The 25,249-nt window shown below is 35.7% G+C and carries 20 protein-coding genes and 1 other annotated feature; of the genes, 1 reads left to right on the forward strand and 19 read right to left on the reverse strand.

Going from position 1 to position 25,249, the window contains the following annotated elements; translation table 11 throughout:
* Positions 1-15: 15 nt before the first annotated feature.
* From MHH96_RS22115 to MHH96_RS22200, 18 genes are all read right to left on the reverse strand, one after another.
* Entirely contained in the window at positions 16-1,158 is a 1,143-nt protein-coding gene (locus MHH96_RS22115) for an amidohydrolase (protein ID WP_341118027.1), read from the reverse strand.
* A gap of 41 nt (positions 1,159-1,199) precedes the next feature.
* Positions 1,200-2,000 (reverse strand): GNAT family N-acetyltransferase, encoded by an 801-nt coding sequence (locus MHH96_RS22120; protein WP_061800786.1) that lies wholly within the window; start codon positions 1,998-2,000, stop codon positions 1,200-1,202.
* A gap of 18 nt (positions 2,001-2,018) precedes the next feature.
* Complete coding sequence (gene menC / locus MHH96_RS22125) at positions 2,019-3,140, reverse strand: o-succinylbenzoate synthase (RefSeq protein WP_047944342.1); 1,122 nt, start codon at positions 3,138-3,140, stop codon at positions 2,019-2,021.
* A gap of 430 nt (positions 3,141-3,570) precedes the next feature.
* Entirely contained in the window at positions 3,571-5,805 is a 2,235-nt protein-coding gene (locus MHH96_RS22130; RefSeq protein ID WP_095258107.1) for a helix-turn-helix transcriptional regulator, read from the reverse strand.
* 153 nt (positions 5,806-5,958) lie between these two features.
* Positions 5,959-9,066, reverse strand: a complete 3,108-nt coding sequence (locus MHH96_RS22135; protein ID WP_341118029.1) for an alpha-mannosidase — start codon at positions 9,064-9,066, stop codon at positions 5,959-5,961.
* A gap of 6 nt (positions 9,067-9,072) precedes the next feature.
* Positions 9,073-9,903 carry a carbohydrate ABC transporter permease gene (locus MHH96_RS22140; protein ID WP_047944325.1) on the reverse strand — a complete coding sequence of 277 codons (831 nt, stop codon included), beginning with the start codon at positions 9,901-9,903 and terminating at the stop codon, positions 9,073-9,075.
* Between the two features lie 10 nt (positions 9,904-9,913).
* Positions 9,914-10,816, reverse strand: a complete 903-nt coding sequence (locus MHH96_RS22145) for a carbohydrate ABC transporter permease (protein WP_201781404.1) — start codon at positions 10,814-10,816, stop codon at positions 9,914-9,916.
* Between the two features lie 106 nt (positions 10,817-10,922).
* Positions 10,923-12,296, reverse strand: coding sequence for an extracellular solute-binding protein (locus MHH96_RS22150; protein ID WP_047944323.1), 1,374 nt, complete (start codon positions 12,294-12,296; stop codon positions 10,923-10,925).
* A 313-nt stretch (positions 12,297-12,609) separates the two neighbouring features.
* The gene (locus tag MHH96_RS22155) at positions 12,610-13,893 is read right to left on the reverse strand and encodes a replication-associated recombination protein A (RefSeq protein ID WP_047944321.1); all 1,284 of its coding nucleotides are present in this window, start codon (positions 13,891-13,893) and stop codon (positions 12,610-12,612) included.
* Between the two features lie 97 nt (positions 13,894-13,990).
* Complete coding sequence (locus tag MHH96_RS22160; RefSeq protein WP_047944320.1) at positions 13,991-14,941, reverse strand: ABC transporter permease; 951 nt, start codon at positions 14,939-14,941, stop codon at positions 13,991-13,993.
* Positions 14,941-15,858 (reverse strand): ABC transporter ATP-binding protein, encoded by a 918-nt coding sequence (locus tag MHH96_RS22165; protein WP_047944319.1) that lies wholly within the window; start codon positions 15,856-15,858, stop codon positions 14,941-14,943. Before MHH96_RS22165 ends, MHH96_RS22160 begins: the two co-directional genes overlap by 1 nt.
* A gap of 17 nt (positions 15,859-15,875) precedes the next feature.
* Positions 15,876-16,568, reverse strand: coding sequence for an ABC transporter ATP-binding protein (locus MHH96_RS22170; protein ID WP_047944318.1), 693 nt, complete (start codon positions 16,566-16,568; stop codon positions 15,876-15,878).
* On the reverse strand, positions 16,569-16,946 hold the full coding sequence (locus MHH96_RS22175; protein WP_047944317.1) for a GntR family transcriptional regulator: 378 nt from the start codon (positions 16,944-16,946) through the stop codon (positions 16,569-16,571). It lies immediately after the preceding gene.
* 6 nt (positions 16,947-16,952) lie between these two features.
* Positions 16,953-17,714, reverse strand: coding sequence for a hypothetical protein (locus tag MHH96_RS22180; protein ID WP_047944316.1), 762 nt, complete (start codon positions 17,712-17,714; stop codon positions 16,953-16,955).
* Positions 17,715-17,966: 252 nt separating this feature from the next.
* Positions 17,967-18,734, reverse strand: coding sequence for a tRNA threonylcarbamoyladenosine dehydratase (locus tag MHH96_RS22185; protein WP_047944315.1), 768 nt, complete (start codon positions 18,732-18,734; stop codon positions 17,967-17,969).
* A gap of 432 nt (positions 18,735-19,166) precedes the next feature.
* Positions 19,167-20,936, reverse strand: coding sequence for an aspartate--tRNA ligase (gene aspS, locus MHH96_RS22190; protein WP_061800799.1), 1,770 nt, complete (start codon positions 20,934-20,936; stop codon positions 19,167-19,169).
* Between the two features lie 110 nt (positions 20,937-21,046).
* The gene (gene hisS / locus MHH96_RS22195) at positions 21,047-22,321 is read right to left on the reverse strand and encodes a histidine--tRNA ligase (RefSeq protein WP_047944313.1); all 1,275 of its coding nucleotides are present in this window, start codon (positions 22,319-22,321) and stop codon (positions 21,047-21,049) included.
* Positions 22,322-22,419: 98 nt separating this feature from the next.
* Positions 22,420-22,652 (reverse strand) — a binding site (T-box leader).
* Between the two features lie 82 nt (positions 22,653-22,734).
* Positions 22,735-22,911, reverse strand: coding sequence for a hypothetical protein (locus tag MHH96_RS22200; RefSeq protein ID WP_047944312.1), 177 nt, complete (start codon positions 22,909-22,911; stop codon positions 22,735-22,737).
* Positions 22,912-23,113: 202 nt separating this feature from the next.
* Between MHH96_RS22200 and MHH96_RS22205 the strand changes: the two genes are divergently transcribed.
* Positions 23,114-24,658: an N-acetylmuramoyl-L-alanine amidase gene (locus tag MHH96_RS22205; RefSeq protein ID WP_053215790.1), complete on the forward strand. Its 1,545-nt coding sequence runs from the start codon at positions 23,114-23,116 to the stop codon at positions 24,656-24,658.
* A 140-nt stretch (positions 24,659-24,798) separates the two neighbouring features.
* Here MHH96_RS22205 and dtd read toward each other — a convergent pair whose 3' ends face one another.
* Complete coding sequence (gene dtd, locus MHH96_RS22210; protein ID WP_047944311.1) at positions 24,799-25,239, reverse strand: D-aminoacyl-tRNA deacylase; 441 nt, start codon at positions 25,237-25,239, stop codon at positions 24,799-24,801.
* Between the last annotated feature and the right edge of the window lie 10 nt (positions 25,240-25,249).

Below are 25,249 nucleotides of genomic sequence, written 5' to 3' on the forward strand. Positions count from 1 at the left end.
AGAAATCCCTTCAATCTATTGTTTTTCTTCCATTAATTTGACTGTCGATAAAGCCATAATTTTTATCCCATGCAGTAGGCTTTCTAACTGAAAATACATGTCCGGATGATGTAATCCGGGCTGTAAATCTGTGCCTAAGCCAATCATCGTTGTTTGCAGTTGTTCCTTTACTTTCGCATAATAATGAAAATCTTCTCCACCAGGTGTTACTGGAGGCTTTACAAGCCCTTTCTCTCCTAGTATTTCTTTAATACTCTTAGCTACTATTTCTTCCATCGATTTATTTGGTCTTGCGGCTGGCATGTCGGATAGTAGTTCTAATTCTACTCGAGCTCCATTCGCTTCACCTGCAAGTTTCACTTGGCTTTCAAGTCTGGAAATCAATTGTTCCATCGCTTCATTGGTTTGGGCACGAACATCAATGCCAAACTCCGCATAATCGGGAATAATATTAAAATTCTTTCCTCCCGCCTGGGCAAAAGTCATTTTCGCGGAGGCAGGTATAATCGGATTTAGTGGAATAGAACGAATAGCCATATTAATAGCTGTAAGACTGTCGATAACATTTATCCCTAAATGCGGTCTTGCGGCATGTGACTGCATTCCATACAGTTTTCCTTTAAAGCTTGCCGCTGCTCCATGGTAAATTGCAGGAGAACATTCTCCAAATTTCATTTCTTGAATTGGTCGTACATGTAAGCCTAATAAATAATCAAGATCATCTAAAAGCCCTTTATTAATAAAGGAAATTGCACCTGCACCAGTCTCTTCAGCTGGCTGGAACAGGCACTTAATTCTCCCCTTTGGTTCTTGGCCTAATTCCTTCAGACATCTTAAAGTAAAAAGCAAAATCGTCGTGTGTGCATCATGACCACATGAATGATTGGCCTTCCATTCTCCCTTCACTTGCTGCCATAACGCATCCATATCTGCTCGAAGCCCTATAACAGGATTATTTTCTTTCCCCCATACCCCAACGATCCCAGTTTGATCATCGAATAATTGATAGGGAATAGATAATTTCTCCAATTCATTTTTTATAAATTTCGTCGTTTCAACTTCTTCCCAGCTTATTTCTGCATTATTATGAAGAAACTGGTACATAGCTATTATCTGTTCCTTTTTCCTGTCTACCCAGCTGTCTATTTGTTCGTGCATTTTCCCCCTCCTCGTATATGTAATTCGTAATTCAAATGGCTTCATTCATTCTCTTTGTTTAAGCTTACAATATAATAATTCACTGGTTCATTTGTCTTTTGAAAGCTGTGAATGATATATCCCCTTACAAACAATTTGGTAAAGACATTTCTATGCATCATACGCCACGTTTCGGCTGCAGCAAAATCTATTTCTTTTATTGTATGTATATCTTTAGGAACAGGAACCTTATAGGTATTCGCTTTTATGGATAGGACATCAAAAGATAAAGGAATAGGGATTTCTCCCCTTGTTTCCCAAGTAACAAGGGAGTGAATTTGCTCCCCTTCCGGATGACGATTATCCGATCGTTTCCCAATGTCCCACTCTAACAATAACCTGTCTGAAGGAAGACCGCCGTTTAATTCATCCTCCATGTCTCCATAATGATTAGAATAATATGTTTTCACTACCCCTCCTAGTTTCGCTATATTTAGATTAGCATTCCGTGATTCTAGCGGGTCAAAAGTCCAGATAATTTTCGTATAGCCACGTTCCAAGGCCATTTCCTTTTGTTTTTCTTTCATTTTAAAGCCCAAACCAGCATTTCTATCCTCTTCCTTCACTGCCATCATATGGGACACTAAATAGATTTCCTTTTGATGAAAACCAGGGAAACTGTAGCAAAAGCCTACTAGTTCCTCTTTCAAAAAAGCCCCTATAATTATTCCTCCATTTTGAATGGAGGCAACTAAAAATGGAAATGGAGTAGTATTCGTCCTGCCCCAAATTGAATTTTGAAGGGAAACTACCAGTTGGATTTCAGCTTTTTCGGTTACTTCTCTTATTATATAAGGATCCACTGTCTTTGTTCCCCCTTATTAAATAAATGGATTAGCATATACCTTCTTAGAAATTAAATGTTGATTAATCACTGTTTCGTTTAAGTCGAACCCAATGCCGGCTCCTTTTGGTACTTCTATTTTTCCTGGCGTAGACAATGTGACTTCTGGACAAATAATATCTTTTTTCCAGTATCGATTCGATGCAGATGTATCCCCAGCAATAGTAAATGCCGGAAGGGAGGTTATCGCGATATTATGCGCTCTTCCGATTCCGCCTTCCAGCATGCCGCCGCACCATACAGGAATATCGTGTTTTTTACATACATCATGTATTTTCTTTGCTTCCGTCAAACCGCCGACACGGCCAATTTTAATATTTATTATCTTACAGCTTCCTAATTCAATCGCTTTTCGAGCATCTTCTACAGAATGAATACTTTCATCCAAACATATAGGTGTTGCGAGCTCACTTTGCAAAATAGAATGGTCAATAATATCATCATATGCTAATGGCTGTTCAATCATCATCAACTTAAGTGGATCTAATTCTTTGATTCGCTCAATATCTGCTAATGTATAGGCAGAATTCGCATCTGCCATTAGCGGGATGTCATAGCCAAAGGTTTGTCTTATTTTTGCTAAAGGCTCTAAGTCATAGCCAGGTTTAATTTTCACTTTTATCTTTTTATAGCCCTCGTTCAAAAAGCGTTCCACTTTTGTTAAAAGCATATCAGTAGTTGGTTCGATTCCAATACTTACCCCTACATCAATCGACGTTTGAACACCTCCAAGCGCTTTTGAAAGAGAAATACCTTGCTGCTTACTATATAAATCCCATATTGCTCCTTCTAAAGCAGCTTTTGCCATATTATTTCTTCTGATTGGAGCGAATCTTTTTGTAACTTCATCTGGATGCGTTATCTCGTCTTTTAACAAGAGGGGAATCAAAAACTCGTTTAGCATATAGATAACAGTTCCAGTTGTTTCCTCACTATAAGTAGGATCAGGTAAAGCGACAGACTCTCCATACCCAATGTGCTCTCCACTATATATTTTAATGATAAGAAAATCCTTTTCTAACAGTTCGCCAAAACTTGTCTTAAACGGACTAACCAGGGGCATTTTTACATGTTGGACTTCGATTTTATCAATTTTCACCATTTCACGTCCTTCTCGTCTAGTATCATTCTTCTATTTTAATAGTAATTTGGATTATTGGTAGAAATTTATTTAAAAAATCGAAATATCTACTAAAAATTTTTTAACATAAATGAAGTGGGACAAACAAAATATATAATAAATTAAGTCGAACAATCTCTAATTTAGTAGCGAAACCAACTCGTTCCATCATTTTTTTTAAAGAATATATAATTATTAGGAAATACAAAGCAGCTTGAATACACGGAGACTCCTATGGGAGATTCGAGAAATCCCAAGCCCTGCTGGAAGCTTGGCACTCGCCCCATGGAAAGCGAAGTGTATTCAGGCTGCGGAACCTTTTTTCTAAAATTAATAAAACCCCGAACAATTATACGAAATTTTCTTAGTATGTACGTATAATTACGCGGGGTTATTTGGTTGAGAATTCTTATGTTTTAGCCATTTTATTGATAACATATTTTCCTGGTGTTATTCCTTCATGCTGCTTAAAAATCCTAATAAAAGTATTCACATTTTTACAGCCAACCATTTCGCCAACCTCGGATACCATATATTTACCTGATTCCAATAAAATTTTTGATTTTTCTACCTTTAATTGATTTACATAATTTTTAAACGAGGATTTTAAATGATCTTTAATCAACTTGCTAACATAGGATTCACTTAATTGAAAATGATCTGCTACTTCCCCTAAAGATAGATCGCTTGTGTAATTTTCTTGAATATAACGAAGAACATTTTCTACAGTGGAAAGTTTAATGGAATGTTTTTCTTCTAAAAGTAACATTAACTCATTGAATATATCGATGAAGGTGTTCTTTAGTATCTCGATATCTGTACTGTTTAAATGAAAGAATAGAGCTTTATTATCCTTTAAAAAATCGCTAAAAGACAGATTACATTTATTCAAGATTCTCTTTATCGTATTGATGAGAGCATTTCGAAAATCATAAATATTATAGATATCCATGCTTTCTTCTCTAAAATTTGTTTCAACTATCTCATTTATCAACTTCTTGGCATACTTCAGCTCTCTTTTCTGCATAAAATTTATTAAAATGCTTTCCGTTTCTACACTATAGGAATAATCCTTCCCAGATGATAATGGAATATGGCTGCTGCATAGAGATTTTGTATCAATAAAAGAATATTTCTGTTCCATAAGTTGAAAGGAAGTTTTAAATATTTTTGGTAATTCTATTAACGATGAAAAGGCTTGCGAGAGGGTAAAAACGATTTCTACTCCTAATTCTTGCTCTATCCTCCCAATCATTCGATGTAAAACATCTAAAATTAGGTGCTGATTTTTTTCTGCAAAAAACAAACAAAAATGTTTATAATCAATGGGAAAAGAAATAAATTTTTGATTGGTTTCTTTTTCATTAAATAAAGCTAATACTTTTTTTCTTAATGTTAAAATATTCCCTTCACTCAAATTGGATTCCCATTCAGAAATCCCCTGCATGGATATAATCACAAGAATTCCACCTTGACAGAATGGATCTAATTGGAGAAGTTTCAACCTTCTCTCCATATTCTGCTTATCATAATTTTCATAAATAATGTTTTTGAGAAAGTTTTCTTGCAAATCAACTAATGAGCTTTGTTGGAGCTGTACTAAGTTTTGATTGGTTTTATTGATAGTATGAATTTTAGAGATAATATAATCCAACTCATTTTTTATATAACTGTCCGAACTATTCTTTTCCTCTCCACTTTTAATATTTTTGATAATTTCTTCAATGGGTGAATAAGATTTTCTGCTTAAGGTGGTAGTTAGAACAAAACCTAACAAAAGGAGCACAAATAAAATTACTCCGATACTTGTAAGGGTATGAATGGGTAATCCAATTCCTGTATGTACATTCGTTATATATAAATAATGAATAGTTGGTATCGCATTGGAACGTTTTTGATAGCCATTGTATTGATTAACCGAACGATAAACAATTTGATTTTCATGGGTTTTTTTCACCGGTAAAAAACTAGCAAGTACGTTTTCTCCCTTTATGGTAGTAGAGGCTAAGGCAGACTTATTAACAATCGCAAGAATACTATTCGTATCTGGTAAATTGCTCGTTAATAAGTCCTTTTTCTCCCACACAATGAAAAAATAAAGATATTGCTTTTCCTGCTGATAATAGATTTTATTGACAATAACCAGTTTATCTTTGGCGTCATAACACTGTAAATCATTGTTTCCTTTTGAATCCATAAAAGCTTCTAATTCTGTGAAATTTTCATCCATGTGAATAAATTTCATATAGTCTTTAAACAAAAAATAACCATCTGAACTAGTTACATCTGTCCCATAATCTTTTAAAACAGCAAGATTAAAACCTAACTGATCATTTGAAAAATGATTGCCTGTTAACTCATTAAACAATTTACTATATATACTATAATTAAACTGATTTTCCTTTAAAAATTCTGCAATAACATCTTGCTGGGATAACAGCTTGACTACATTTAAGGAAACATCTAGGCGATAGTCAATTATATTACTTTCTCTTTCCAAAAACATTTCATTTAATTTATTTATTTCTAGCCGATTTTGGGAATATTCTTGCGAGATTGTCACAAATAAAATAATAGAAGTATAGATAATGATAACCACGGAGAATGATAGAAATAATTTCTTAAAAATAGTTTTCCGAAACATAATATCCCCCTCTTTTTGTTATTATTCCAATTATATTTTCTAAGTTATAATAAAAAACAATATTTAGAAGAGGTATGTAAACTTATGGTATAAAGATGATTAATAGGTGGGAATAAGCCTTCCACCTATTAACCGCTAAAAAAATGATTAGCTTTATACAATACGTATTGTTTTTATTTCATAGGGACTTAACTCCAATGTAATATTTCCCTCTATATCCACAGGAGGTTCCATGTCTTTCTCCAGCAAATTTGTTTCATTCCATTGTCGACAATCAAATAATGGTTCTAAAGTTAGCACTCTATTACTTCCTAGGTGGTCATGCACTCGTAATATAATCCCTTGACCATTTTCCGCCGCTTTAACAACATCGATGTATACGCTTTCTTTTGTATGCCATTTAAATAGTATCCGATTCACTTGATTCCCTTTTAATATAGATAATGGCTGATTTAGAGCCCAAGCTTCTTCAACCGTTCTTCCATCTACGAAATCTCCTGTATGTGGTAGAAGACTATACGTAAATTCATGCATTCCTATATCAGCTGATGGGTCTGGATATATTCCCCCTTTTAATAAGGTAATTCTCATTGTTTGGTCTTTTATATCATGGCCGTACTTACAGTCATTAAGTATACTGACTCCATAGTCCCTTTGTGAATAGTCCACCCACTGGTGTGCTACTGTCTCGAATTTCGCCAGATCCCAGCTGGTATTCCAATGTGTAGGTCGCTGGACATTACCATATTGAATATCATACGTTGCGACAGTATTGCGAATATCGACATCAAATCCTGCTTTCAGTAATTGTTCCCTTTCTTTCCAATCTGCCTTTGTAATAAAATCTATTCGACGTGAATGTTTATAAACCTGCATATATTGAATAATTCTCGAAGTACCAAATGAATAAACAAATTCAACCTTTGCGTATAGGTTGTTTTGTTCGATAATGGTAATCGATTCTGCGGCTAACTCGTTATATTTTTCTTGATAAAAAATATCGATATCCCATGCATTAAAGTTCATTGGTTTATCTTCAAATAATTGAAGCCTGTTCCCAAAGCCATTTTCTTTAAGTACCTCGCGATGATACTTTTTATCATAAATGCTAATTAACTGTCCTTTCTCATTCCAGCGAATTAGATAATTATTCGTATCTATACCGCTTTCTACTGCTTTTATAAAAGGAGCTTCCACTCTTTTTACTTCCATCGGCTCAAATTTCAGAATACAAGTTCCGAAAGCTGGAATAGTCGGTGTCTGGACAAGATATCCTTCTTCACACGGCACTGCTTCCAATTCTTCTCCAGAATCCGTTAAAAATTTGCCAGATTCCTTTTTATCAATTATTACTAATTCCTTTCTTACCCAGCCGGCCGAATTAAAGACAGTCCATTGATTTATTGCTGCATCATCTAACCGTGCTAAGAGTTGGGTAGAGCTTTCCATCGCTTCTTCTATCTCTACCTTATGATCTTGATAAACTTCTTTTATAGATGAACCAGGAATAATATCATGAAATTGGTTACGCAATAACACTTCCCATATATTCGTTATTTCTTCCTTTGGATAATGAATTCCTTTTGAGACTTGTACAGCTGAATACAAAATTTCTAGTTCTCTTAAAGTTAACTCTAATCTGCGATTCATTTTTTTGACAAAGGCTTGAGATGTATAGGTTCCTCGATGATATTCTAAATATAATTCCCCATCCCATGTATGAACGTAATTATCTGCAGAATCAATAGTGTCATGAAGCTGTTGAAAAAATTCATCCGCACGCCCTGTTTTCACATGTGGAAGACCCGGGATTTTATCCATACGACGGCGATTTTCTAACATATCTCTTGTGACTCCACCGCCACCGTCTCCATACCCATACGATACAAGCAGTTGTTTATTTACATCTTTATTCCGATAAGCTTTATAGCTGCCTAACACTGTTTCTGGTTCCAACTGTCCATTATAAGTATAAAACCAGCGAGATGCCCATTGATTATCTACTAAGTCTTTTCCTGGTTCTGGTGTAGTAATAAAATGGGTTAACACCTCTGATCCATCTATCCCCCGCCAGACAAAAGTATCATGTGGCATCCGGTTGTATTGATTCCAGCTTATTTTTGTCGTCATAAATGTATCTATCCCACTCTTTTTTAAAATCTGAGGCAATGCCCATGAATAACCAAAAACATCTGGCAGCCATAGATAGTGGACATCTTTATGGAATTCTTTTTTTATAAATTGTGTTCCATGGAGAATTTGCCGAGTTAGTGATTCACCAGATGGTATATTACAATCAGCTTCCAGCCACATAGCACCATCTATTTCCCAACGGCCCTCTTTTATTCTATTTTTTATTTGTTCATAAATCTCCGGATAATCTTCTTTTATATATTGATAGAGTTGGGGCTGAGTTTGTAAAAAGATATAGTCTGGATATTGCTTCATTAACTGTAGAACAGTCGAAAAACTACGTGCGGCTTTCTCTCTTGTATGCTTCAGTCTCCATAACCAAGCGACATCAATATGGGTATGACCAATCGCGGTGATTGTCACTAACTCGCGCTTTTCTAAAGCGTCTATTCCTTTTTGCAAATTATCATTAGCTAAATTTATACTTTTATAAAATGCAGGACTCCCTGGATAGGACCAGTCGATATATTTCATGGTTTTTTCTAATAAAGTCAAAAGTTCATATCGTTTTGGGTCATCCTCCTTTAATTGTTTAATCGTTTTTAAAACACAATCTGCGGTAAAATATAAATCATCACATTCTTCATTTAAAATGGTATATTCAGCCATCTTAAATGTATGTGATTGGATTTGCTCAGGACCACCGCCTTCTAATCCGGACCATAATTTCAAGGAAAGTGTTACTTCCTTTCCGTAATAACCAGGGTCAAGAAAGACTTCTTTATGATTAGAGTCAACGCCTTGGTATGGTTGGCCGTCCACAAAAAGCAAGGATTCAAATCCGGAGTTATAGCCGCCGCCTGTTCGACCAAAGTCCAATAGTAAGACTATCCTTCCATCTGATTTAGGAACTTTAAACGTTGTTTGAATCCATAAATAATAGTCCCTTCCTTCCCAAATATCGCCTAACGAAAAGTCTTGCCACTCAGTCGAAATACTAGGTGGATATTTCTCGGCTCCTTCTATACTTTCTTTTGCTTTCCAATTGTTAAGACTTTTTCTTTCCATGTAACGGTAAGGATTTAATTCTTTCATTCTAGCTTCTAATTTTTCGATTGTATAAAACATAGCACCCTATCCTTTCGTAGCTCCACCTAAACTGAAGCCCTTTGACATGAAATTTTGTGAAATTGTATACAAAATAACAACAGGCAGTGTATACATTACTGAAAATGCTGCCAACCTGCCGTAATTAACCATTCCAAAGTTACCGAAAAATTGAAAGATCGTTACAGAAGCCGGCAGCTTTTCTGGACTTTGAATGAGGATATAAGGAACAAAATAATTTCCCCAGCTGCCTGTAAAAGTAAAGATAGCAACTGTGAATATTCCGGGAAGCATTAAGGGAGCAACAATTTTTTTTATTCCTTGAAAGATAGATGCTCCATCGACCCAGGCTGATTCTTCTAAATCCAAGGGAATAGAATCCATAAAATTCTTCATCATCCAAATACCATATGGCAAGGAAGAAGCTGTTAAAAAAAGCGTCATCGCTATCAAGGAATCTTGAAATTTCAAATAAAGAAATAACTGAAACACCGGTACAATAACGGCTGTCATTGGTAAGGAAGTCATGAACAAAATGGTCATCATAAAACTATTTTTATATTTTAATGTATACCTAGACAATGGATAAGCAGCCAGCACACATAAAATCACAACCAACAATGCCTGTGAAGTCGATATTCCTATTCCAATAAAAAACGAACGCAAAATCGCAGCTTCAGATAATATTGACTTAAAGTTGTCTAAGGTTATCTTTTCTGGCATCTTCAGTGCCTGAATTGCCCCTGGATCCACTGATGCAAATAGCATCCATAATAACGGCAGCAAAAACAAAATTGCCAGAATAGACAGGATTAAATAATGAATAAGTTTTTCCACTCTATATCCTTTTTGAACCAACTCACTTCACCTACACTTTCACTTTCAAGGTTTTCATATATATGAAGCTGGCAATTGCACCCAATACTAATAACACAAAGGAAATCGCTGTCCCATAGCCTAACTGATAACTGACAAATGCCTGTTTATACATAAATACAGGAAGCGTTGCTGTACTTACCCCTGGACCTCCTCCAGTCATTGTATAAATTAAAGCAAATACTCCAAGTGTTTGCAGCGTAACTAACATCATATTTGTGGCGATTGTTCCTTTTACCATAGGGATGGTGATATAGCGAATAACCTGAAATCGACTGGCACCATCCATAATGGCTGCTTCTTCCACATCTTTTGGAATATCGTCTAAAGCTGCTTGAAATACCATCATGGAGAAAGCAGTTCCTCTCCACATATTCGCAATCACAACACTCACCATTGGGAAAGTAAATAGCCAGGCAATCGGTTTAATATCAAAAAGACTCAACAGCCAATTAGCAGTTCCGCTTTCACCAAGAAATGCCACCCAGCAAAATGCTACCACAACTTCTGGAGTTACCCAGGCGGCAATTATGATTAAACCAACAATTCTTCTAAATGTTTTATTTTTCTCTTTCATTAAAAAGGCGATCAAAAAGCCAAAGAAACATTGTCCGAGCACCGCTGAGAAAAAAACAAAAACAATTGTATTCCACACACTGACACGGAAGTCGGGATCTTGAAACATCCGGGTAAAGTTTTCAAATCCTACAAACCTTAGCTGACTAGCTTCTGCACCAGTCAGAGCTAAGTTTGTAAATGAAAAAAGTAATGTTAATAGCATCGGCCCAATGAAAAATATCAATAATAAAAGCCAGGTCGGAGCGAGAAAAATAGCTGCCTTAACATGATCCGACTGTCCTTTTCGTTTCGGCTTTTTTCCTAATACTGCTTCCAATTTCATCCCACCTTTAAAAAGGTTATCACTATAACAACAGGTGATGACCATACAAGGAATAGGGAGTAAATTTCCCTGCTGGTCAAGTGTTCAGCCTTTTGTACAGTTATTTAACTACGTTTTCTTCGCCGACAATCCTGATTACATTGTTTGCATAATCCTCGGCAGCTTGTTTTGGTGTCTTGCTACCAGTTGCGACTGCCTCCACCATCGTTTGTATTTCTACGGAAACATTCGGATATTTGTCATTAGCAGGACGGAAATGAGCATTCTTCAAATACTCCGTTGCTTCCGAAATGAAATTTTGTTCTTTATAGGCGGGAACTTCCGCTGAATCATCACGTACTGTTAAGTTTCCTTCTGCAACAGCGCGAGCTGCCTGCTGTTCTTTCCCACCTAAAGCTTGGATAACCTTCCATGAAGCATCTGGATTTTTTGCTTTAGATGGAATTGCCCATGTCCATCCTCCAGACATAGTCGTAGTGCCAGGCTCTTGTCCATTTTGAGTCGGCATGGCCGCAAAACCAAATCGTTCCGTGACATTATCCATTGGAACTGCTCCAGTTTCTGTATAATTACCTGTATTCCAAAATCCATCTAATATAATTCCTGCTTCATCATTTGGGAACTTTTCTTGGAATAAAACGGAACTATAGTTGCTGTTAATGGCAATAGATAGAGGCGGTCCTAATTTTTTCTGATTATATACTAGATCAATAAATTGTAAGGATTCTTCTATTCCTTTTGTATTCACGTGCCATTTCTTTGTATCAGCATCAAATAACACATCGTCTGTCCCGTAGAGCAGCATTTCAAAAGTCTGCATCGATACGGATTCCCCGTTTGCTTTAGCTACTCCCATAGAAAGAGGAATAACATCCTTAGCTGAATCTTTTATTTTTTCAGCAGCTTCTATAATCTCATCCCAGTTTTTAGGCTGCCAGTCTTCCGGCAGACCAGCTTTTTTGAAAACATTTTTGTTATACCATAACCCGCGAGAATCAGATGTTCCTGGAATGGCATATAATTTCCCATCTTCTCCAATCGAACCTGACTTTAAATTTTCTGTATAATATTGCCATTGATCCCAATCACGCACATAATCATCAAGTGGTAAGAGATAGCCTGCATTCGCATCTGAATTTAACATAAAGGAGTCTTCTGCAACCACATCAGGTGCTGTACTTTCTGATTGCATCGATAAAGCCACTTTAGAAAAATAATCCCCCTCACTAGCTGTAATCGGCGATAAAACTATTTTTATGTCTGGGTTTTCTTTTTCAAATTCTGGGATAAACGTGTTTGTTAAATATTTTTTTAATTTATCATGCTCTCCTACATCTCTCCATGTAATTTTAATCTGGGTTATTCCATCAACCTTCCCATCATCAGATGTTGAATTACTTTCGCTTGAACAACCAATTAATAAAAACGGAATACATAAAAGAAGCAAAAATACTTTTTTAATCGACTTTTTCATTTTTTCAACCCCTTGTTTTTAATTATTCGTTAGTGAAATAACCGCTCACTAAAATGTAAGCACTTTCAATTTAATCTTTAGACGCCTCTTTTTCAATCTATAAAATAAAGGAAAGTCAGTATTTTTCTTAGATAATTGAAAAAATGAAGATTATAACAAAAAATATAGATTGGCGGAAACGATATTTATCTGCCATCTCTTGAAAATGTTTGTTTAGAAATTTTAAAAAAACCTTAAAAAAGAAGCCTAGTTAAATGACTGCCTTACCATTCGTGCGTGTCATTTAACTAGACTCCATTATATAAGTCTATGCTTATTTATTTTTTTTAAATCCTTTAAGCTTATCATATATTGCCCCCAGCTTCTTCTCCTCACCAGCTTCAGTTGGATGATAATACTGAGTTCCTTTAAGTTTTTCCGGGAAATATTCTTGATCAACCCATCCACCAAACGTTCCAATTGGATAGTCATGCGGATAAATATACCCAACATGTCCTAACTTCTTGCTTCCTTCATAATGACCATCCCTTAAATGCATAGGGATATCCCCGACTCTGCCATTGCGGACATCTGCTATGGCGGCATCTATTGCTTTATAGGCTGCGTTCGATTTAGAGGATAAACACATTTCCACTACCGCTACAGATAAAGGAATTCGCGCTTCTGGTAAACCAAGTCGCTCACTCGCCGTCACTGCTGCTAAAACATTATTGCCGACAGATGTATTGGCAAGGCCAACATCTTCATAGGCAATGACTAACAATCTCCTATTTACGGCAACTAAATCTCCTGTTTCTAATAAATGAGCGAGATAATATAAGGCGGCATCTACATCACTACCTCGGATACTTTTCTGCAGACTAGATAATAAATTATAGAAATGCGAGCCTTTTTTATCCCCAAAAACACCGACCTTTTCAATCATTTGGTCAATGGTATCATCCTTGATAATAAAAACGTCGTCCTCTTTATCAGATGAATAGACAATAGACTCTAGAAGAGTTAATGATTTTCTTGCATCTCCATTAGTGCCTTTTGCAATTTTTGCAATTTGTTCCTTTGAAATTTGAATGGACAGATTCGCAAGCCCTTTTTCATCTTGTAATGCTCGATGCAATAATTCTTCAATATCATCATCCGTTAATCTTTTTAACTGCTTGATTTGTCCACATCTACTGCGAATCGCAGGATTTACATCATGGTAGGGATTTTCCGTCGTAGCACCTATTAAAACAATATCCCCTCTCTCCACATGAGGAAGTAAATAATCCTGCTGCGCTTTATTAAAACGATGAATTTCATCTAAAAAAAGAATGACTTTCCCTGTCAATCTTGCTTCATCCACTACCGCTTCCACATCCTTCTTTCCTGATGTAGTAGCATTTAGTGCAATAAAAGGTAATTTTGTTGTACCAGCAATAGCAAAGGCAATCGAGGTTTTCCCAATGCCAGGCTCTCCATACAATAACATCGATGGAACATGACCATTTTTAATCATTTTATATAAACTGGTTGTTTTTCCGATAATATCCTTTTGCCCGACTACTTCATCAAGATTCGTCGGGCGCATTCGATAAGCAAGTGGTTCCCCGTTCATTTATACACCTTCTTGTTTAACTTCTTACATCCATTATAACGTAAAGATAGGAAAGAAGAAAAATAGAATGAAGTCCATAAAAGACCTCATTCTATGATTACGCCGCAACATCTCTCTTCCTAAACACCCAAAAAGCTAAGCCGATGAATACGACAAAATAAATAACGAGCATAGTAATCGAGAAAGACAAAGTCATGCCGCTCACTAAAGGAGTTCCTTCCAAATATTGCGTTAAATCAGTGTTGGCAAATAATAAATATTTCGCCCAATCAAACCAGTTCGCTAATAATAAAGTGACTGTATTACCCATAAACATTAAGAAAATCGATATCCCAATTGCGAGTGAACTATTCCGAAAAACGGAAGAAATCATAAATGCCATTGTAGTGAGCATAAATAAACTGATCGAATTTAATCCATAATAGCTTATTAAATGCATGAGAATGCTTTGTTCCTTCACTACCCCATTGGAATAAAATAAATATGGATACACTTCTTTCGGCAGTCCAAACAGAATGGCACCTAATATAAAAGAAAAGGCAAAGATGATAAAAATAGTTAAAAACCCGAAAAGTAATACCGTTAAATATTTTGATAATAGAATCTTTATTCTGCTTAATGGACGAATAAGGAGAAGTTTTATCGTTCCCCAATTAAACTCGTTTGCTACGATTCCAGCTGCAATAATAATTGTAAATAAGCCTGCAAGACTAAGAAGTTGGATACTATCAGCAACAAAATCCCATGCAGAGTATTCTACATTTGTACTAAAATTATGTGTAATTCTATACTCGTTTATAGCTATTTCTTTTGTATAATAATTCCTTGTTTCTTCAGGAAGGTGTTCATCTTCCAGCTGTTCATTATAGCGCTTATTTTCTAATTCAAGTCCATGTTTCCAGTTCTCATTATCAGGGACAGAAAATCCACTTGATTGATATTTATTAAAAGCACCAAGCAATAAAACAGCAATTAATAAGAGCACGATCATTACTAATGTTGCTGGACGTTTCCATATCTTCATCCATTCATTTCTTATTAGCTGCATTAATTCAGATCCTCCCTGTGGTTAGTCAATTCTAAAAATCGATCTTCTAATGTTTTCGATACTTCTTTTATGCCAAAAATCTGAACGTCCTGTAAAGCAAGTGCTTTTATTATTCCAGGTATTTGTTCTTTTGTTACCGTAATATGAATTCCCTGCTCTTTTGGCATAACTTGCACTTCCGGCATCATTCCATGTATATGACTTATGGCTTTATCAACAGGATGAAGCTCCATTTCAAATACTTGCTCTACCGCTACAAAGTCCTTTACTAACTGGACATCGACCAGTTTACCTTCTTGAATAATGCCGATGCGATCACACATCATTTCCATCTCTGATAACAAGTGACTAGAAACAATAACTGCCATGTTTCTCTCTCTAGCTAGCATTCTTAAATGGTCTCTTATCTCTCTTATCCCTGCAGGATCTAATCCATTCGTTGGCTCATCTAAGATTAATACTTTAGGATCATGCAAAAGGCTTTGCGCAAGGCCTAAACGTTGTCGCATTCCAAGTGAATAAGTGCGAACTTTATCATGAATTCGATCTTTTAAACCAACTAATTCAACTGTCTCCATTATTTTTTGCTTTGATATACCTTTCACCATTCGAGCATAGTGCAGAAGATTTTCATACCCACTCAAAAATTTGTACATTTCCGGGTTCTCTACAATGGCTCCAACATGCTGGATTGCTTTCTCAAACTGATCGCGAACACTCTCCTTGCAAATTATGATATCCCCATCACTCATATTAATGAGACCAACAATCATCCGGATCGTTGTTGTTTTCCCTGCACCATTTGGACCAAGAAAACCAAATACTTCTCCTGCTTCTACTTGGAAACTCAACGAATCAATTATTTTTCTTCCTTTGATTATTTTTGAGACATTTTTTAATTCCACTACGGATGTCACTATTTTTTACCAGCCTTTCATTTGTTTATATTTGCCTTCATCCACTCGATAATGGATTGACCTTTTTCTTCCCTTAAATCCTCTACTGAAAGATTGGCGATTACATTCCCATTATTTAAAACAACTATATTATCTAAAATGGATTCAACCTCTACTATCTCATGTGTTGCTATCACAACGGTCTGTTTTTCAAAATCAATATAGTTTAATAATCCTTTAACGATTGATTCCCGCACCAGTGGATCTAAACCTGAAAAAGGTTCATCGAGTAATAAAATTGGCGCTGACCGAGCTAAACAAAGAACAAGCTTCAGTCTTCCTCTGTTTCCCTTCGAAAGATTCTTTATTTTTTTATGTTGCTCTAACTGCATAAATTCTAGTAATTCTTGCGCTTTGCCAAGCTGAAAATCATGAAACTGCGAGGCTGTAAATCGTATCATTTCTTGAATAGTAAAAGATTCATAAAAACGGTCTAGCTCCGTTAAATATGAAACATCCTCTGCAATTCTACGCGTAGCATTTTTTCCATTGACTAACACCTTGCCATTAGTCGGCTGGACAAGACCAGCAATCATTTTCAACGTGGTTGATTTTCCACTTCCATTTGTACCAAGAAGACCATAAATTTTTCCCTCTTCTAAGGTTAAATTTACATTTTCCACTGCATACTCTCTACCATATCTTTTGGTTACATTGCGAAATTGTATCATTTACTTTTCACCCTTCTTCTCTTGAAGATAGATTTCTAATAACTGAACCATTTCTTCTTTTTTGATTCCTAGCTCTTGCATATTACGAATAAACTGTTCCAGTAAATCATGTTGAAGCTTTGTTCTTAGCTCCTCTATAATATCTTCTGATTCGGTTATAAATGTACCCTGACCTCTTCTCGTTTCCACAATCTTCATCCTTTCCAATTCACCGTACGTCCGTTGAATCGTATTTGGATTTACTCCAGATGCAATAGCCATTTCTCGAACAGATGGCAACTTATCTCCTGGCATCCGTTCATAGCGTGCAATTTGCTGTGTAATTTTTTCTACGATCTGCATGTAAATTGGTCTGGATGATTCAAATTCATCTGCCATGGTAATCTACACCTCCACTTTCTTTTCCAATAACCAAGAAGCTATTAGAAATAAGAAGAAGAGTGTTAGAATATATCCGCATAATGAAAAAATAGATATCTCTGTTGTTTCTATAGAAGCCTTAAAAAAATCCCGACGTGCTTCAAAAGCAAGTGTATTGTCTACAGAAATAACTGATTTCCTTTTAAGAGCATCAATAACCGGGATTCTATTAAACCAGTAGACAGCAATATTCCAAATATTCCAAAGAAGGATTAAAACGACCCAGCGTATTTTATTCAACCATACGATTTTTTTCATGCTGTGATAAAGTGTCCATGAGAAAAAGACCCAGCTGCTGAGGTATATGGATATTCCTAATAGGATTAAACACATAAAAAATAAATTTGTTTGATTGAAAGCTAGTTTCAATTCTCCAACATACATACTAATCACTGCCACACTAAACATTAAAAACAATGATATTATCGAATACAGGATTCCTGTAATCCATTTTGATAAAAGAAGTTTTATGCTGCTGTTTGGATTATGAAGCCATAATTGTGTTTTCCCTTCTATATTCAAAGAAGTTAATAAAAAAGATGGAAGATAAAACACATGCGCAAAACAGAAAGTGATGGCAAAAATTGCGACCAACATAATTGTTTTGTAATAACTAGATAGTACAATAGACGTTATCAATCCCAAACTGACAATAATAATACTCGTGTACAGAAAAGGAAGACCAAGCTTTAAATCTTTTTTTAATAGCCCATTAAACGTATTCACTTAAACCACCTCATTGTATTAGTGTATTATCTACATAGTACACTAATACTCCGATACTAGTCAATAGGCTTCGGCTCTTTTTCTCACCATTTAGATGAACGAAAAGTCACCATAATCTCCATGTAAAAAACCAAAACAATTATACGTAGCTTTTCATAGCATTTTCGTATAATTGTTTTGGTTTAAAGGAAGCTAGACACTTATGTTCCAATCTCTTTTCAATCAAGAAACATTTACCGCCATTTTATGGTATTATTTCTCATCTTTTACACGTGTGATTTTTATCTCTTTTAGCAACTCTTTTACGACATGGCTAGCCATTATTAACCCAGCCACTGAAGGAACAAACGCATTAGAAGAAGGAGGCATTTTCGCCTTTCGAATTGGCGCATTATCTTTTCCGACCACTTTACGAACATCTTCACGAATTACAATGGGACTTTCATCTGAAAATACGACGTTAATCCCTTTTCTAATTCCTTCTTTACGAAGTCTTGTACGAATAACTTTTGCAATTGGATCTGTGTGTGTTTTACTAATATCTGCAATTTGGAAACGAGTAGGATCCATTTTATTTGCAGCGCCCATGCTTGAAATGATTGGAATATTTCGGTTTAAACACTCTTTCATTAAGTGAATTTTATAAGCAATCGTATCAGATGCATCTATGACAAAATCTAAGCCATAAGCAAAAATTTCTTCATACGTTTCTTCGGTATAAAACATTTTCAATGCAATTACTTCACAGTCTGGATTAATATCTGCAATACGTTCTTTCATAATATCTACTTTAGGACGGCCAACTGTAGATAATAATGCAATTACCTGTCTATTGACATTCGTAATATCCACATCATCCTTATCAATTAAGATTAATTTTCCTACGCCTGAACGAGCTAACGCTTCTGCAGCAAAGGAACCAACGCCTCCGATTCCTAGAACAGCAACCGTACTGTTTTTCATTGTCTCTAGCCCTTCTTTGCCAATGGCTAGCTCATTTCTCGAAAATTGATGCAACATCTGTTTTCAACTCCATTTAATTTTTCCTACCAGCTAATTATGTTTACATATTCCCTTATCAGGAATTCTCATTCTGAAAGAATAAAATTATTACTTAAGAAATATAACATAAATTTTTATCAGCTACCACTCCCCTTTCCTTGTTTCCCGATAAGAATTAAATTTTTTCTATTGAATGATAGGTATAAATTTTGCAAGTACTAAAAGAGAGAGTTGGAACAAAATATGTAATAAGTAAAGAGAATCAATCTCATAGCTAAACCTCATGGGCTAGCCAGTTGGAAAGCGATGCGTATTTAGCTCCAGAAAAGAATCACAAAACGTCTTTTTCGACATAAAAAAACGAACAATCATACGAAATATTGTTGATATCTCCGCATAATTGTTCGGGTCTATATTTGGTGGAATACTTCTATTCCAGTCTCTTAATCATTATTTATTCAGTTTCAAAGATAAATGTAAATCTGTTAATTGGTTTTCACTTACTTCACTTGGAGCATTTGTCAAAAGACAGCTTGCACTTGCTGTTTTAGGAAATGCAATCGTATCACGAAGATTCGTGCGCCCAGATAGCAGCATAATTAAGCGATCTAAACCAATTGCAATTCCTCCATGTGGTGGAGTTCCATATTCAAACGCTTCTAATAAGAAACCAAATTGAGCATAAGCCTCTTCCTTAGTAAATCCTAATAAGCTAAACATTTTTTCTTGGATTTCTTTTTCAAATATACGTAGAGAACCACCGCCTAGCTCATAACCATTTAACACAATGTCATAAGCTTGTGCTTTCACTGCTTCAGGATTAGTATCCAATAATTCTAAATCCGCTCTTTGAGGCATTGTGAATGGATGATGTGCTGCATAAAAACGGCCTTCTTCTTCGTCATATTCAAATAACGGCCAATCTGTCACCCATAAGAAATTGAATTTACTTTGATCAATTAAATCTAGCTCTTTTGCTAATTTTAAACGCAGTGCTCCTAATGCATCGGCAACGACATTCTTTTTATCAGCTACGAATAAAAGCAGGTCTCCTGCTTCAATATTTAACGCTTGCTCAAAGTCTTTTTGCTCTGTCTCGGAAATAAACTTAGAAATAGGCCCTTTTAAGCCGTCTTCTTCAGCTTTTAACCAAGCAAGACCTTTTGCTCCATACACTTTTACAAACTCTGTCAATGCATCAATATCTTTACGAGAATAGTTTCCACTTGCATTCTTTACATTTATTGCTTTTACTTGACCGCCTGTTTCAACTGCTGAAGCAAATACTTTAAAGCTAGATTCTTTCACTATTTCAGAAAGGTCAACTAATTCCATCTCAAAACGAGTATCTGGTTTGTCTGATCCATATCTACTCATTGCTTCATCATAAGGCATTCTTGGAAATGGGAGCGTCACATCGATATTCTTAACTTCTTTCATGATTTTTGCCATCATTGCTTCCATCATGTTCATAATATCTTCCTGACTCATAAAGCTTGTTTCCAAATCAAGCTGTGTGAATTCTGGCTGTCGATCTGCACGTAAATCTTCATCACGGAAACAACGAGCAATCTGATAGTATCTCTCTACTCCACCGACCATTAATAATTGCTTGAAAATTTGTGGTGACTGAGGCAATGCATAGAATTCACCTGGATGAACTCGGCTAGGTACTAAATAATCTCTTGCCCCTTCTGGCGTACTTTTTGTTAAGATTGGTGTTTCAATATCCAAAAACCCTTCACTATCAAGAAAATCTCTCATCACTTTTGTGACTTGATGACGCATTTTTAAGGTTTCAAACATAACAGGTCTTCTAACATCTAAATAGCGATATTTTAAACGTACATCTTCTGTAACATCCGTTTGATCAGAAATAACGAATGGAGGAGTTTTTGCTTCATTAATGATTTTAATTTCATCGGCGATTATTTCAATTTTTCCTGTTTTAAGGTTTTCATTGACTGTACCTTCTTGGCGCGCAACTACTTTTCCTTTTATATCTAATACAAATTCATTTCTTACCTTATCAGCGATTTCGATGGCCTCTTTATTTATCTCTGGATTAAATACTACCTGAACGATACCTGTACGGTCACGTAAATCAATGAAAATCAGCCCGCCTAGATCACGTCTTTTTTGCACCCATCCTTTTAAAACAATACTCTCACCAATCGATTTTTCTGTTACTTCACCACAAAAATATGTTCTTCCAAACATGAAGTATCCTCCCTATAATCAACATTTGTGTATTCACATTTTTATCTTCCTAACGACTCATTCAGATGCTTTCTTTGCTTTCCTATTAAAAACAAAGAAAACATCCTTGCTTAGAATGAGCCAAAGTCTTTTAGCGCACTTACAAGCTCTGTAAGCGGAATTTCTTTTTGTTCTCCTGTTTCTAACTGTTTTAAATTAATTTTGTTGTTTTGCAATTCATTTTCTCCTAAAACAGCGACATATTTAGCGTGAAGACGATCAGCTGCTTTAAATTGGGCCTTTACTTTGCGATCAAGATAATCTCTTTCAGCAGAGAAACCAGCCTGTCTAAGTTCATTTACTAATCCTACCGTGTAATCCTTTGCTTCTTCTCCTAATGAAACTAAATAGCAATCCACCTTCTTTTCAATAGGTAGTTCGATTTTTTCCGCTTCAAGGGCAGAAAGTAATCGTTCTAAACTCATAGCAAAGCCGATTCCAGGAGCTTCAGGGCCGCCTAATTCTTCTGTTAAGCCATTGTATCTGCCTCCACCACATAATGTAGTAATGGCGCCAAATCCTTCAGCTTCACTCATTATTTCAAAAGCTGTGTGGTTATAGTAATCCAAACCTCTAACTAAATTAGAGTCAACAACAAAGGGAATGTTTAAAGCCGTTAAATATTTTTGTACCTTTTCAAAGTATGCTTTTGACTCTTCGTTTAAGTACTCTAGGATGGATGGTGCAGACTTCATTAATGGATGTTCATGATCCTTTTTGCAATCTAAGATTCTCATTGGGTTTTTCTCTAATCTTGTTTGGCAATCATGACAAAATTCCCCGATGCTCGGTTTAAAGTGTGCAATTAGCGCTTCACGGTGAGCTTGTCTACTTTCTTTATCACCTAAACTGTTAACAACTACCTTTAACTTTGATAATCCCATTGTTTGATAAACGGAATAAGCAAGTGCAATCACTTCCGCATCAATAGCAGGATCTTTACTCCCAATTGCTTCCACACCAAACTGGACAAATTGACGAAAACGTCCAGCTTGTGGTCTCTCATACCGGAACATTTGCCCTAAATAAAAGAGCTTAATTGGCTGAGATGCATATCCATGCATTTTATTCTCCACAAATGAACGAACAACCGCCGCTGTTCCCTCTGGTCTTAATGTTAAGCTTCTTTTTCCTCGATCCTCAAAAGTATACATTTCCTTTGTAACAATATCCGTTGTGTCCCCAACACTTCGTAAAAATAGTTCTGTATGTTCAAATATAGGAGTGCGGATTTCGCTATATTGATATCGATCACAAAGTTGTTTAATTTTCCCTTCAATATACTGCCACTTTTCTACAGTCCCTGGCAAAATATCTTGGGTTCCTCTTGGAATATTAATATGCATTTTATGTATCCTCCCTGCTATTAGAAAAGCGTCTGATATCCGCGCTTTATTTGTAATATTTCAAATAAAAAAATCTCGTCCCTTGCATCCATCTGAATACAAGGGACGAGATTTTTCCCGTGGTACCACCCTAATTGAAGATTTTCTTAAATCTTCCACTTTGCAGTTAACGCCTGCGCACGTTTCTACCTACTAATGAAGAATATTTTCAGAAGAAAGCCTCCCTGAGTGTTCTTTCTCTAAGTCATCATGTAGAAATGCTTGCAGCCTTTATGACATTTCCTCTCTGTTCATGTGTCTCTTAGATACTCTTCTCGATCAATGGCTTTACTAGATTATTTATTATTATTTAATTAATAATAAATAGGAAAGATTGTATTGTCAATAGGATATGAAAATGATTTCCCGCTCTATTATAATTTTCCTAGTTGTTTCTTTAGCTTTTTTACTTCCCCTAATGAAAGTCCGAATTCAGAAGCTAGCTCAATCGCATTTGAATTTCCTTCTCTTTGAATAAAATCGTGAAAATCGACGCCTAGTAATTTGGAATCAATTTCACTAGTTGATGAACTTTTTTCACCAAATCTCATGCATTTCACCCTTTTTTCTGTTATTTTTTTATAGTATTACCATGAGAGGCTAAAAAATTTCATCAAAAAATAGTTTCTTGTCTAAATTTGATTACAAAAAATAAGAATAGCATAAAGGAATATACCTTCAAAAAGTAGAATCTTATTGTATGTGAAATTATACTAGTCAGCTTTAGACAATTACGGAAGGAGTGCAGCTTGTTTGAAGAATATAAGATGGATGCTATTACTTTTAGTCAGCATCTTCTTCATTCCTACACAGTATCAACTTGTATCAGCAGAAAATCAATCAACTGTTCAAGCTAATATGGTCATAAACGTTAGAGAAAATCCAGGGCTTGATCAAAATGTTATTGGGAAAATGGAGATAGGAAAAGCATATCCTTTAATAAAGGAAGAAAATGATTGGATTGAAATTCAATATACTCCCTCTTCTACTGGATGGGTAGCCGCCTATTTAGTAACAAAAAACGGACAAAGTACAAATGAAGGCCCAATGGAAAAAGAAGAAGAAACAATTACTTCCCATTCAAACAAAGCCACGATTACAGAGAATGGTCTTCGCTTAAGAAAAGGACCAGGTACAAATTATCAAGTGATTACCACTTTAGGTGAAGGAATTGAAGTCACCATCCTTTCCACAAATAACGATTGGTATCAAATCAGTACAGATTTAGGGTCTGGATGGGTTCACAATGATTATCTCCTGTTTGAAGATTCTTCTATTCATACAGAAACAGGAGTACAAGAAAAGCCTAAACAGGAAATAGCTACTGTTACAGAAGATCAGATTAATCTTCGCAGTAATCCATCTACTAGTGCAGAAATCATCGGAAAAATCAGCATTGGCACTGTAATTACTATAATAGCAGAAGAATCTAATTGGGCAAAAATTCAATACTCTGGTAATATCGGCTGGGTTCATAAAGATCTTTTAAAGAGCAGCGATATAGAAAGCAGAAAAGGAAAAACAATCGATAAGAAAGTTAAACTTCTCTACGATAGAACAAATATTAGAAGCGATGCAACCGTCAATTCAAAAATCTTGCTTGTCGCAGATAGCAGCGAAACCTTTCAAGCAGTAGAAATAATTGATGATTGGTATAAAATTAAACTTGCAGACGGCGAATTTGGATATATTGCGGAATGGCTGGTTGAAGATTCAGCATCAAATGATCCCCAAATTACCAATACTACAGCTACAAATGATTTAAAGGGAAAAACAATCGTTTTGGATCCTGGGCACGGCGGAAAGGATAGTGGCACAATAGGCTTTGTCGGAACACTTGAAAAGACATTAAATCTTCGTACCGCTAAGTTACTTGCTAATAAACTAGAAGCCTCTGGAGCAAAGGTAATCCTAACTAGAAAAAACGATCTATTTATTCCGTTACAAACAAGGGTCGATATAAGCCATTTCTATCATGCAGATGCTTTTATCAGCCTCCATTATGACAGCATCAGTGATCGTTCCGTAAATGGTGTTACAAGCTATTACTACACATCAAATCAGAAAAAATTAGCTACCAGCATACATAAAAGTATCATTGAAGCAACAGATCGAAAGGATAGAGGCGTTAGACAAAATTCATATGTCGTCCTTAAGCAAAATAGACAACCTGCCTCTCTGTTAGAATTGGGATATCTAAGTAGTCCTGCTGAAGAACAAACGTTACTTTCTAACAAGTATCAAGAGACCATTACTACAGCTATCTATAATGGCTTAGAGAATTATTTTAGTTATTAAGCCTGTTAAATGAATGGTCATATAAGAAGCAAATAAAAGCCAAACAATCATCTGAGCTTTCGTGATTGTTTGGCTTTATTTCTATCCAGATTACTTATGGTCTAACCTTTTTTAATTGTATAGGAAGCATTCATTTAACATTATTTACTATCTAATATTAATGTTACCGGTCCATCGTTTATTAGCTGGACATCCATCATCGCACCAAAAATACCTGTTTCAACAGTTAGACCATGGCTGCGTAAAAGTTTATTGAATTGATCATATAACACCTTTGCCTGCTCTGGTTTAGCGGCATCCATAAAGTTAGGTCTTCTTCCTTTACGTGTATCTCCATATAGGGTAAACTGGGAAATCGATAAAACGGCTCCCTCCCTATCTAAAATACTTTGATTCATTTTCCCATTCTCGTCTTCAAAAACACGAAGATGGGCAATTTTATCTGCAAGGTATTTAGCCTCTTCCAATGTATCGCTATGTGTAATACCTACAAGAAGAACGAATCCTTTCTCAATAGCGCCAACTATCTCTCCGTCTACTTCTACTTTTGCTTCTCTTGATCTTTGTAATACTACACGCACATTTAAGACT

This window comes from Niallia sp. FSL K6-0212, from assembly GCF_038007605.1.
GTDB lineage: Bacteria > Bacillota > Bacilli > Bacillales > Cytobacillaceae > Niallia > Niallia circulans.